Raw genomic sequence first — 13,206 nt, forward strand, 5'->3', positions numbered from 1 at the left:
ATCATCAATTATACAATCAAATATCTTGATATGTTTCTAGTTATTTACTATTTTATTTAATATATAAATTAATTGAGATAAATGTTCTTCTATACCAATACTTATTCTTAAATATTGATTAATTCTATCTTTATTAAAATGACGAACAAGGATATTATTATCTTTTAATTTTTCATAAATGATTTTTGCATCATATTTATTGTGCTTTGCAAATATAAAATTTGCTTTAGATGGGAGTACTTCAAAACCTAAGTTAATCATATCATTAATCAAATTATTTCTTAACTTTATTATTGAATTACATGTAAAATTAAAATAATCAATATCTTGAAATGCAGCTATAGCACCAATAGATGCTAATTTATCAACTGGATATGAATTAAAACTATTTTTTACTCTAATTAAACCATTAATTAAATTTTTATTACCAATAGCAAAACCTATTCTTAAGCCAGCTAGAGACCTAGATTTAGAAAATGTTTGAACAATTAATAAATTATCATATTTATTAATTAAGCTAACTGCTGATGTAGATCCAAAATCTACATAAGCTTCATCTATTACTACTACAATATTTTTATTACTAGAAATAATTTTTTCTACATCTGTTAATTCTAAATTAATTCCTGTAGGAGCATTAGGGTTAGGAAAAATTATCCCACCAATATAATTTTTATGTATTTTAGGTAAATAATCCGATATTTTAATATTAAAATATTCGTCTAATGGAATTGTTTTATATGCAATATTAAATAATTGGCAGTATGTCTTATAAAAACTATAAGTAATATCAGGAAATATGATAGGTTTTTCTTTTTGAAAGAAAGCTAAAAATGATTGAGCTAATACTTCATCCGATCCATTACCTACAAAAATATTATCTATATTTAAATTATATAAAGAAGCTATTTGATCTCTAAGACTTATTGATTCAGGGTCAGGATATAACCTTAATTGATTATTACAAGAATTTTTAATTGCATCTAAAACTTTGTAGGATGGTCCATAAGGATTTTCATTTGTATTAAGTTTTATTACATTAGATAGTTTAGTTTGTTCTCCAGGCACATAAGGATCTAAGTTATTGACAATTGCACTCCAATAATTATTCATTTTTCTCTCTATTAAAATAAGGATTTTTTGAAGATTTAAATTCTATTCTTAAAGGCGTTCCCTCTAAATGAAATTTTTCACGAAAGTATTTTTCTAAAAAGCGACGGTAATCATTAGAAATTGAATATAAAGATGTACCATGAATAATAATTACAGGTGGATTATGACCCCCTTGGTGAGCATATTTCAATTTAGGACGAAAATTTGTTTTTTTGGGTGGTTGTTGATGTAAAACTGCTGATTGTAAAGTTCTAGTTAATAATGGAGTAGATAATTTTTTAAAAGCTGAAGCATATGCATTTTCTATTGAATGAAAAATATTATTTATACCTTTACCAGTTAAAGCAGAAATACAATGTACTTTTGCAAAATTTAAAAAATGTATTTCTCTTCTGCAATTAAGTATTAATTCTTGCATTTCATGCATTTTTAAATTTTCACATTTATTAATAGCTATTACTATAGATTTTCCTGATTCTATTATAAATCTAATTATGTGTAAATCTTGTTCTTGAATTTGATGATCAACAATTAATAAAACTACATTACTATCTTCTATAGCTTGTAATGTTTTTACTATAGAAAATTTTTCTATAGTATGAAATACTTTACCTTTTTTTCTCAAACCAGCTGTATCAATTACTATATATTCTTGTTTATTTTTACAAAAGTCTATTTTAACTATATCTCTAGTAGTACCAGGCATATCAAATACTACAACTCGATTTTCACCTATTATAGTATTTATAAAAGTAGATTTACCTACATTTGGACGACCTACGATTGCTAATTTTATTTTATTGTAATTTATATTATTTGATACATTGTTATTACTTTGATAATCTGGAATTATGCTACAAATATAATTTATCATTTTATCTATGCCATGGCCATGAGCAGAAGATATGGAAAAATATTTTTCAAAACCTAGCTCATAAAAATTATTATTAGATTGCCACGTTTCTAAACCTTCAGATTTATTTATAACAACTATAATATGCTTTTTGCTTGATAATCTCAGTAATTTTGCAATATCATAATCAGTATTATTAAGACCAGAACGTACATCTACTAAAAATAAAATTATATCAGATTCTAAAATAGCTTCCTTTGTTTGCTTAGACATTTCACTTTCAATACCATTTTTGATAACTGGCTCAAATCCACCAGTATCTACCACAATAAAAGGTTTGGTAGATATTTTACATTCTCCATAATTTCGATCTCTTGTAAGACCTGGAAAATCAGCTACTAAAGCATTTCTAGATTTTGTTAGGCGGTTAAATAATGTAGATTTACCTACATTTGGACGACCTACTAAAGTTATAATTGGTTTAAAATACACGATAAATAAAGTATAAATTTATAAAAAATTTTTAATTTCCACCAAAGATAATTTTCTATTATTAGAATTAATAATGAAGCTATTATCATTGATTAGTGTAAATGAATTATTGTAATGATTTAATTTAATATTACCATACATTGTGCCAGAATATTTATTTAATAAATAAATATAGCCTTTATTATCTGATACAAGTAAATAATTTTTAATACAAATAGGTTTATTAATATTTTTATTACAAAAATTCTCATATTTCCATAATAATTCACAATTATTAGAGTTAAAACATCTAATGATATTATTTTGATCAGTAATATATAAATTCTTATTTTCTACTAATAAATGTTTTATAGTTAAATTTAAAGAATTATGCCATATTTTTTTAAATTGATTTATTAAATCAATAGCTAATAAATCACCATTGTAAGATACAATGTATAAAATATTATTAATAACATGAAAAGAATAAACATTATTTATTCTTTCTATATCATCATATCCTTCTTTAACAGGTACACTATAATCCCATATAGTATTACCATGTTTTAAATCAATAATTATTATTTTTTTATCAGGTATTGATGCAATAAGTAAATCATTATGACAACAAAAATATGTTTCTTCTTTTATATTAAAATCAAATAGTGGAGAATATATATTCCATATTAATTTTTTATTAATTATAGAAAATGCTTTTAATTTATTATTATCTGTTCTAATAATTACTAAATCATTATGAATTATTGGTATATAGTTGCTTGAACTGTTAATATTTTTTTTCCAAATAATTTTTCCATTTATATCTAAAATAAATAAATATCCATCCTTTGTAATAGTAGCTATATAATTATCTTTTACACATATACCAGATATTAATTGGTGGTTTATATTGTTAGTCCAACATATTTTTCCAAGTTTTATATTTAATTTAGATATTTGTCCATTGTTATAAGCATAATACAAATAATCTTTTTGAATAATTATAGATATAATTGAGCTACTTATTTTATTAAAAAAATGATTGTTTATAATAGTTTTTTTAATAAAAAATTCTTTATCATTTATATGATAGATCTTATTATGTAAAGAACATGACATCAAACAGCATGAAATTAATAAGATATAAATATATTTCATAAAGATTTTAGTGCATCAATTTTCAAAGATATTATTTTTATTAATGGATCATTTTTATCTAATTTTTCTAAAATTTTATTTAATAAAAATAAACCTTCCTTTATTTTACCTTGACAGATTAAAATATCTGCTTTTCTATCATTAAATAAATTTTCAAAATATTTATTAGGATTATTTAATTGAAAAATAGCTTCTTCATATTTTTTTTGTTCTAGTAGTAAGCCAGATTTTCGAAACAATGCTACATTTTTTAATATACTATTTTTAGATTGTTGAATATAAATATTCAACATATCAATTGATTCTTGAATATGGCCTTGAGACGATAAAAATCTAGTTGCTAAGAAAGTTCCATATGGATAACATAGGTTTTTATTAAAATTGCTAGCTAATATATTTTCTAAATTTGTAATATGTTCTATTGATGTTTTTTCATCAAAACTAGCTAATTCTATATTTTCTAATACTTTGTTAGGATTAATATATTGTGATTTATTATCAATATAAATATATAATAAATATGATAATATAGGAAGTAATATTAAAGAAATAACTATTAAAAATTTATATAAATTTTTAATTAAAAAATTTTTCATTATTTTGATATAGTTATTTTTGATTTTCATATATTTTGATTATATGTAAAAAAGTTAATAATTTCTTCATAAGATATTTTTATTTGCTCTAATTTATTTGTTTTATGTTCAGCTCTGAGGCATTTAATACTAATTGTTTTCTCTAATAATTCTTGCTCGCCTATTATTAATGCCCAAATAGCACCACTTAAATCAGCTTTTTTAAATTGTTGCTTAAAATTATTATTACCTGCATGTAAAATTACAGATTTACCTAATTGTCTTAATTTATTTGCAATATTATATCCATATATATATGCTTCTGTACTACTATATACTATATATATATCACACTGTTTTAACTCATGTTTATTTATATTACTTTTATGTAATTTATTGTATATGTATAATAAACGCTCAAAACCTATTGCAAAACCTATTGCTGGTGTAGATTTTCCACCTAAATTTTCTATCAATTTATCATATCTGCCACCACCACAAAAAGTACTTTTTGCACCTAAATCATCAGATATCCATTCAAAAACAGTATTATTATAATAATCTAATCCTCTGACTAATCTATGATTAACTAAATATTTAACTTTAGTTTTTTCTAAAAAATTACATAATAAATCAAAATGTTTTTTAGATTCATATCCTAAAAAATCAATTAATTTTGGAGCATTATTAATAATCTCTTGCATATTATTATTTTTAGAGTCTAATATTCTTAAAGGATTTAATTCTAATCTTCTTTTACTATCTTGATCTAAATATTCTAAATATTTACGAAAATAACTGATAAGAGCATCTTTATGTAATTTGCGTTCTTGAATATCACCTAATGAATTAATCTCCAGTTGTACATACTCAAGGATTTCAAGCTTTTGCCAAAAATGAGATAACATAGAAATAATTTCAAAATCTATATCTGGTCCTGCAAATCCAAATGCTTCTACATCTATTTGATGAAATTGACGATATCTACCACTTTGTGGTCTTTCATGACGAAATACTGGCCCCAAAGAATATAATCTTTTAGGACCATCATATAATAAATTATTTTCTATTACAGAACGAACTATGCCTGCTGTTATCTCAGGACGCATAGTTAATGAAGGTCCATTAATACCATCATTAAAAGAATACATTTCTTTCTCTACTATGTCTGTAATTTCACCTATACCTCTAACAAATAAATCAGTATATTCAAGAATTGGTATTTTAATATTTAAATATCCATAATTAGATAACCATTCTTGAATTAATGTTTCTAATTTATTCCAATTAAAGCTATCTTTTGGTATAACATCATTCATACCTCTTACTGCAAAAATTTTATTATCTTTGGTCATATTTTTTACATAAGTTAATGTTTATATACTGATATTACATCTTTATTTTATAAGTTTTATTAATATATTGATTTAATATATTAATAAATTGATGATATATATCATTTCCTTTAATAGTAGTATGGTGAATACCATTTATATAAACAGGAGCAACTGGGAATTCTCCATTACCAGGTAAACTAATACCAATATTAGCATGTTTGCTTTCTCCTGGTCCATTGACTACACATCCCATAACTGCAACAGTCATATTTTCAACACCAATATATTTTTTCATCCATATAGAACTATTTTGTTCTAAATATAATTGTATATCACTAACAAGTTTTTGAAAAAATAATCCGTTAGTACGACCACATCCTGGACATGAAATTAATTTTGGAGAAAAATATCTTAAATTAAGTACTTGTAAAATGTTTTTTGCTATCAAAACTTCTAAAGAGCGCTTTTCTTTTGGTTGATTAGTAACAGATACCCTAATAGTATTACCTATACCTTGATTAAGCAAAATTGACAATGCTGATGTAGAAGCTATTATACCAGAAATGCCAATACCAGCTTCTGTCAATCCTAAATGTAGTGCATAGTTGCAGCGTTTAGAAAGTTCTTGGTATATAGAAATTAGATCATTAACATGACTAACTTTACAAGAAAGTATAATATTGTTAGCTTTCATACCTAATTTTTCTGCGTATAATGCACTATTTATTGCAGAAGAAATCATAGCTTCTTTCATAATTTGTGTAGAGTCTAAAGGATTAGCTAATTTATTATTTTCATTCATTATAGATGATAAAATATCTTGATCTAATGAGCCCCAATTGACACCAATCCTTATTGGTTTATTATATAAATTAGCTATTTTTATCATTTGAGCAAAATTATTATCTTTGGTCTTATAACGTCCTACATTGCCTGGATTAATTCTATATTTAGATAAAGATTTTGCACAATTTGGATTTTCATTCAATAATTTATGTCCATTGAAATGAAAATCTCCTATTAAAGGTACAAATATACCATTATTATCTAATAAATTTCTAATCTTATGCACTGCTTTAGCAGCTTTATCATTATTTACTGTTATTCTTACTAGTTCTGAACCAGCATCTACTAAATCTTTTATTTGATTTACAGTTGATTCAATATCAGCGGTATCAGTATTTGTCATAGACTGTATAATAATAGGATAACCTTTTCCTATTTTTACATAGTTATTTTTCCAGCAAATATTTACATAATATGATTTATGGTTTTTGTTTAAGATTGAGTCTTTTATTAGAAGTGAATTATTTTTCATCGTATATTATGACCTTAGAATAACTATATGAAAGTTTCTACCATATAATGAGTATTTTAATAATTTACAAAAATTCTTTGCTTTTATTAATGAATGTTATTTTTGTTTTGTCTTGTACATTACCAGCCAATTGACCACAAGCGGCATATATATCATCTCCTCTTGTTTTTCTAATTGTTGTTATTAATCCTGCTTGAGATAATATGTTTACAAAATCAGATATCGTATTTTCATCTGAGCATTCAAATTTAGAATTAGGAAAACTATTAAATGGAATTATATTTATTTTACAATTTAGATTTTTTAATATATTTATCAGTTCATAAGCATGCATTTTAGAATCATTTACATTTTTTATCATACAGTATTCAAATGTAATAAAATTTTTGGGACTATATCTCACATAAGTTTCACAAGCATTTAAAAGTTCTTCAATAGGATACTTTATATTAATTGGCATTAAAATATCACGTAAATTATTATTTGGAGCATGAAGAGAAATAGCTAAAGAAACAGGACAATCTTTGGCTAATTTATATATCATTGGGATTATGCCAGAAGTAGAAACTGTAATTTTTCTACGAGATAAACCATAAGCATTATCATCTAACATTAAATTTAATGCTGGTAATAGTTGATCATAGTTTAATAAAGGCTCTCCCATACCCATCATTACAACATTAGTAATAATATTATTATTATTAATATTTAATGATTTAAATCCAAAAAAATCATTATTTTGTAAATTATTAATAGCTTTTTTTGCAAACCATAATTGACCAATTATCTCATGAGTAGACAAATTTCTATTAAATCCTTGTTTACCTGTAGAGCAAAAACTACAGTTTACTGCACATCCTACTTGACTAGAAATACATAAAGTACGTCTTGTTTTTGTAGGTATATAAACTGTTTCTATAGCATTATTTTTATCTATATTAAATATCCATTTAATAGTTTTATCTTTAGAAATATACTCATCTTTTAAAGGTATAGATTTTATATGCGATATTTCAGTTAATTTTTTTTTTAAATTTAAAGAAATATTAGACATTTTTTCAAATGAATCATAATTATGTTTATGGATCCATTTAATTAACTGATCAGAGCGAAATTCTTTTTCTCCAATATTTTTCAATAATCTTGCTAAAGATAGTTTATTTAATCCTAATAAATTAATATTCTCTTTTTGCTCCATATATTAATTACTCTTTAAAATTTGGGAAAAAAAATTTTATTTCACGTTCAGCAGAAATTTTTGAATCTGATCCATGTACGGCGTTAGCATCAATATTATCAGCAAAATCACCTCTAATTGTACCTTTTAATGCTTTTTTAGGGTCAGTATCACCCATAATATCACGATTTTTTTGAATAGCATTAACACCTTTTAATATTTGTACAAATATAGGTCCAGAGATCATAAAGTTTACTAACTCTTTAAAAAATGGACGATTAATATGTTCAATATAAAATTGCTCTGCCTCATTTTTTGTTAAATGAATCATTTTAGCCGCTACAATTTTTAAGTTTGCAGATTCAAAACGACTTATAATTTGACCTATACAATTTTTAGAAACAGCATCTGGTTTTATAATTGATAAAGTATATTGATTTTTAGACATGATTTTCTCTTATTAAGTAAAATAATAATTATTATAAAAATTATTATTTATTATATACATACAATATTTTAACTAAAAGATCTATAATTAATTTAATACTATTTAAATTAATTTATCCATATTATAGAAGTTTATACAAATGATATTAAATACAAAAAATGAATTAAATCATAATACATCAATTAATGATGCAGATATTGCAAAAAATTTTGATCCGAATGAAATAGAAACAAAAATTTATTCTCAATGGGAAAAAAATGGATATTTCAGGGCAGATTTTAATAAAGCATGTGAAAATCATGGAGCATATGTTATTCAATCACCTCCACCGAATGTTACAGGTACTTTACATATGGGACATGCTTTTAATAATACTATAATAGATATTCTTATTCGTTATAATAGGATGCATGGGAAAGATGCTCTATTAATTCCAGGCACAGATCATGCTGGCATTGCTACACAAATAGTAGTAGAAAGAAATTTAGAAGCAAATAATATTTTTAAAAATGATTTAGGTAGAGAACAGTTTATTCAAGAAATTTGGAAATGGAAAAATAGATCTAAATCAAATATCACAAATCAAATAAAACGTCTTGGAATATCAGCTGATTGGTCTCAAGAATATTTCACTATGGACGATAATTTTTCAAAAGGAGTTATTGAAACATTTGTACGACTTTATAATCAAGGATTAATATATAAAGGTACTAAAATGGTAAATTGGGATCCTAAATTATTAACAGCTGTATCAGATTTAGAAGTACAGTACAAAGAAGTCAATTGCTCTATGTATTACATACAATATTTATTTATAGATCAAAATGATGAAATAATAGATCAAAATGGTAATAAAATTAAAGGAATTTTAATAGCTACTACTAGACCTGAAACCATATTTGCTGATACTGCTATTTGCGTTCATCCTGATGATTCTAGATATAAACATTTAATTGGAAAATATGTTGCAATACCATTATCTAATAAAAAAATAAAAATCATTAGTGATAATTTTGTAGATAAAGAATTTGGTACTGGATGTGTAAAAATTACCGGTGCCCATGATTTTAATGATTATGAATGTTCTAAAAGACATAATTTACCATTAACTTGTATATTTACAAAACAAGCTCATTTAAATGATCAAGTACCAGAAAAATTTCGTGGATTGGATAGATATATAGCACGTAAAAAGGTTATCAAAGAATTAGAAGATAATAATTTTTTATTCAAAGTATCTACATATAAAACTACAGTTCCAATAGGTGATAGATCAGGAGTAACTTTAGAGCCAATGTTAACAAATCAATGGTTTGTTGCAGTAAACAAAAAGACAAATTTTGGGTCTTTTTATCAAAAAAGTTTAGCAGAAATAGCATTGAATGTAGTATCAAATAACAGTATTAAATTTTACCCAGAATCTTGGACTAAAATATATAATAAATGGTTGAATAATATTCAAGATTGGTGTATTTCTAGACAAATTTGGTGGGGTCACCAAATTCCTGCTTGGTATTCTGAAGATGGAAAAATATTTGTTGCTAGAAATGAAAAAGAGGCTGAAATTTTAGCTAAAGAAGCTGGTGTTGTTGGAAAATTGCGAAGAGATCAGGATGTATTAGATACTTGGTTTTCCTCTGCAATAGTACCTTTTATTAGTTTAAAATGGCCAAATAATAGTGAATATTTAAATAAATATTTCCCATCAACTATTTTGGTGACTGGTTTTGATATTATATTTTTTTGGGTAACAAGAATGATAATGTTAACCACTTATCTAACTGGAAATATACCATTTCATAATGTATATATACATGGATTAATCAGGGATCATGAAGGCCAAAAAATGAGTAAATCTAAAGGTAATACTATAGATCCAATTGATTTAATAGATGGTATTTCATTAGATAAGTTAATTATAAAAAGAACTACAGGCTTAATGAATCCAAAGTTAGCAGAACAAATTAAAAAGCATACTATTAAAAATTTTCCCAATGGCATACAATCATTTGGTACTGATGCTTTAAGATTTACAATGGCTTCTTATGCTAGTTTAGGTAGAGATATTAATTTTGATATTAAAAGATGTGAAGGATATAGAAATTTCTGTAATAAAATTTGGAACGCAACTAGATTTGTTTTAATAAATAGACCTAAAGAGTCTCTTAATTTCAAATATTTTGAAAAAAATAAATTATCATTTATTGATAACTGGATTTTATCAGAATTACAATATCTCAAATTAGAAATAAAAAAAGGGTTTGAAGACAATAGATTAGATAATGTAGCTAATTCTATCTATAAATTTATATGGGAAGAATATTGTGATTGGTATTTAGAATGTGCAAAAATACAATTAAAAATTGGAGATAAAAATACTATATTAGCTACATATTTTACCTTGATAACTGTACTTGAAGAGATATTAAGGTTATTACATCCTATAATGCCTTATATAACTGAAGAATTATGGCAAAAGGTTATTCATAATATAAATGGTACTAAAAATACTAGTATTTGTATTCAAGAGTATCCTGTATTTCAAGAAAAAAATCTTGACCAATTATCAATTAATAAAATGCTAATGTTAAAAAAATATGTTGAAAGCATAAGAATTTTACGTAGCAAAATGAATATATCACCAGCTCAAAAAATATCAGCTTTTATTGAAACTGAAGATACAAATAATTTAGAAATTTATAAAAATTATATAATTTCATTATCTAAATTATCTTCTCTAGATATAGTTAATGATTTACCTAATAATGATTCTATTGTGCATGTTATTGAAAAAAATCGTATTATGCTTGATATTAAGATAAATATTTTTGATGAAATGTTAAAAATAGAAAAAGAAATATTTGATATTCAAAATATAATTTCAAAAATTCATGAAAAACTTAATAATATTAATTTTATTAAAAAAGCTCCAAAAAATATTATAGATAAAGAAAAAATGCTATTAGAGAAAAATTTATTATTATTAAATAAATTAAAATATCAATATTCTGTTTATAAAAATCAAGAAAATTAATATCAATTAAAATGAATGTATTTTAAAAAATACATTCATTTTTTTAACAATAAATCAGGTCTTCTTTTTTTCGTAATTTTTATTGATTGCATTTTTCTCCATTGAGAAATATCTTTATGATTTCCATTTAATAAAATATCAGGAACATTAATTCCATTATATATTCTTGGTCTTGTATAATGAGGAGTATCTAATAAACCTGATATTTTTGCTCCAAAAGAATCTTGAAGAGCAGATTCTTTATCATTTAATACACCTGGTAAAAATCTTATTATAGAATCTATAATAGCTATAGCAGCTATTTCTCCTCCAGATAATATGAAATCACCTATAGATAGTTCTAAATTTACATATTTATCTATTAAGCGTTGATCAATACCCTCATATCGTCCACAAATAATTATTAAACCATCTTTTGTAGATAAATCATTAGCAATTGTATTATTGAAAGTTTTTCCAGCTGGTGTTAGATAAATAATAGGTATATCTATTTTTTTTTCATAGCATAATCTATCTTTTTTAATTGCTTCAATTGTTTTTTCTAATGGCTCTGCTAACATTACCATACCTGGACCACCACCATACGGACGATCATCGACTCTATAATTTGGATATTTAGCAAATAATCTAGGATTCCAAATATTTAACATCCACAAAGATTTATTTAATGCTTTAGCTGTAATGCCATATGATTTTATAGAATCAAATATTTCAGGAAAAATAGAGATGACATCAATACGCATTATTCTTCTATTAACCAATTACTAATAATTATATTTCTTTGAAGATCTACTTCTTCAATATATGCTTTAACAAATGGAACTAATATTTCTATATTTTTATTTTGTTTCTTCAAAGTATTTTTTTGCGCATGAATTTTTAATATAGGATGAGCATTATTGTCTAATATATCATTTACAATACCAATTTTTGTTATATTATTTCCTAATACCCCATAAAAATCACAACCAATTAAATCTACATAATAATATTCATCATTATTTAGATTTGGAAACGCATCCCTTTGTACATATATTTTGCATCCTTGCAAAATTTCAGATTCATTACGATTATTGATATTTGATAAATACGCAATGATATATTCTTTATATATAAAAGAATTTACGACAGTAAAAAATTTAACTGTCATATTGTTGTTATTAATATTAGAAGAAAAAGTTTTTCCTAAACAAGCTAAACCCCACTGATTTACAGTGAGCAAAACTTCAGCTTGTTTAGAATATGATTTTACTTTTATTGCACCTTTAATTCCATAAGCTGAATAAACAAAACCAAGTTCTACCAAATTAGAATATTTTAGTTTAGTATATAACTGATTGTTCGACATAAATAAAAATCAATTTTCTATAGATTGTTTTTTATTTTCTTTAGATGCAATACTTATGACCTTATTAGCTGCTAATGTAATCTTAGCACCGTTATTAATCCAATATTGAATACGTTCTAAATAAACACGTTTTTTATCAATATCTTTATTAGTTATAGGGTTATAAAAACCAAGATTTTCTATAAATCGACCATCTCGTCTATTACGTGAATCAGTAACAACCAAATTATAAAATGGGCGTTTCTTTGATCCACTTCTAGATAAACGAATTACCACCATAGTATATATACCTTAAAATAGTTATTCAAATTATTAATTATAACAGTGCTTTTGCTTTAACAGCAAATATAAAAAATAAATAAAAAGAGAAAAAA

General features: G+C 24.0%; 12 protein-coding genes. 1 reads left to right on the forward strand and 11 read right to left on the reverse strand.

The window, feature by feature from the left end; genetic code table 11:
- Positions 1 to 36 precede the first annotated feature (36 nt).
- The 8 genes from hisC to ndk form a co-directional block, all read right to left on the reverse strand.
- Positions 37 to 1,113 carry a histidinol-phosphate transaminase gene (hisC, locus tag CKSOR_RS01860; protein WP_108673896.1) on the reverse strand — a complete coding sequence of 359 codons (1,077 nt, stop codon included), beginning with the start codon at positions 1,111 to 1,113 and terminating at the stop codon, positions 37 to 39.
- Positions 1,106 to 2,458, reverse strand: coding sequence for a ribosome biogenesis GTPase Der (der, locus tag CKSOR_RS01865; protein WP_108673897.1), 1,353 nt, complete (start codon positions 2,456 to 2,458; stop codon positions 1,106 to 1,108). The genes hisC and der overlap by 8 nt, the downstream gene beginning before the upstream one ends.
- Positions 2,459 to 2,476: 18 nt before the next feature.
- Positions 2,477 to 3,595, reverse strand: a complete 1,119-nt coding sequence (locus CKSOR_RS01870) for an outer membrane protein assembly factor BamB family protein (RefSeq protein WP_108673898.1) — start codon at positions 3,593 to 3,595, stop codon at positions 2,477 to 2,479.
- Positions 3,592 to 4,221 carry a YfgM family protein gene (locus CKSOR_RS01875; protein ID WP_108673899.1) on the reverse strand — a complete coding sequence of 210 codons (630 nt, stop codon included), beginning with the start codon at positions 4,219 to 4,221 and terminating at the stop codon, positions 3,592 to 3,594. Before CKSOR_RS01875 ends, CKSOR_RS01870 begins: the two co-directional genes overlap by 4 nt.
- Positions 4,218 to 5,525, reverse strand: a complete 1,308-nt coding sequence (gene hisS / locus CKSOR_RS01880; RefSeq protein WP_108673900.1) for a histidine--tRNA ligase — start codon at positions 5,523 to 5,525, stop codon at positions 4,218 to 4,220. The genes CKSOR_RS01875 and hisS overlap by 4 nt, the downstream gene beginning before the upstream one ends.
- Before the next feature lie 34 nt (positions 5,526 to 5,559).
- Complete coding sequence (gene ispG / locus CKSOR_RS01885) at positions 5,560 to 6,825, reverse strand: flavodoxin-dependent (E)-4-hydroxy-3-methylbut-2-enyl-diphosphate synthase (protein ID WP_108673901.1); 1,266 nt, start codon at positions 6,823 to 6,825, stop codon at positions 5,560 to 5,562.
- A gap of 64 nt (positions 6,826 to 6,889) precedes the next feature.
- Complete coding sequence (rlmN, locus tag CKSOR_RS01890; protein WP_108673902.1) at positions 6,890 to 8,023, reverse strand: dual-specificity RNA methyltransferase RlmN; 1,134 nt, start codon at positions 8,021 to 8,023, stop codon at positions 6,890 to 6,892.
- A 7-nt stretch (positions 8,024 to 8,030) separates the two neighbouring features.
- Complete coding sequence (gene ndk / locus CKSOR_RS01895) at positions 8,031 to 8,450, reverse strand: nucleoside-diphosphate kinase (protein WP_108673903.1); 420 nt, start codon at positions 8,448 to 8,450, stop codon at positions 8,031 to 8,033.
- A gap of 139 nt (positions 8,451 to 8,589) precedes the next feature.
- Between ndk and CKSOR_RS01900 the strand changes: the two genes are divergently transcribed.
- Positions 8,590 to 11,484, forward strand: coding sequence for a valine--tRNA ligase (locus tag CKSOR_RS01900; protein ID WP_108673904.1), 2,895 nt, complete (start codon positions 8,590 to 8,592; stop codon positions 11,482 to 11,484).
- Between the two features lie 35 nt (positions 11,485 to 11,519).
- Here CKSOR_RS01900 and trmD read toward each other — a convergent pair whose 3' ends face one another.
- Genes trmD through rpsP form a run of 3 tightly spaced genes read right to left on the reverse strand, consistent with a single transcriptional unit; the run spans position 11,520 to position 13,111 of the window.
- Positions 11,520 to 12,227 (reverse strand): tRNA (guanosine(37)-N1)-methyltransferase TrmD, encoded by a 708-nt coding sequence (trmD, locus tag CKSOR_RS01905; RefSeq protein WP_108673905.1) that lies wholly within the window; start codon positions 12,225 to 12,227, stop codon positions 11,520 to 11,522.
- A complete protein-coding gene (gene rimM, locus CKSOR_RS01910; RefSeq protein ID WP_108673906.1) occupies positions 12,227 to 12,832 on the reverse strand; it encodes a ribosome maturation factor RimM in 606 nt (201 codons plus the stop codon). The genes trmD and rimM overlap by 1 nt, the downstream gene beginning before the upstream one ends.
- Positions 12,833 to 12,841: 9 nt before the next feature.
- The gene (rpsP, locus tag CKSOR_RS01915; RefSeq protein WP_108673907.1) at positions 12,842 to 13,111 is read right to left on the reverse strand and encodes a 30S ribosomal protein S16; all 270 of its coding nucleotides are present in this window, start codon (positions 13,109 to 13,111) and stop codon (positions 12,842 to 12,844) included.
- Positions 13,112 to 13,206: the final 95 nt, after the last annotated feature.

The sequence above is a fragment of the Candidatus Kinetoplastibacterium sorsogonicusi genome (assembly GCF_003072465.1).
GTDB classification, from domain to species: domain Bacteria; phylum Pseudomonadota; class Gammaproteobacteria; order Burkholderiales; family Burkholderiaceae_B; genus Kinetoplastidibacterium; species Kinetoplastidibacterium kentomonadis.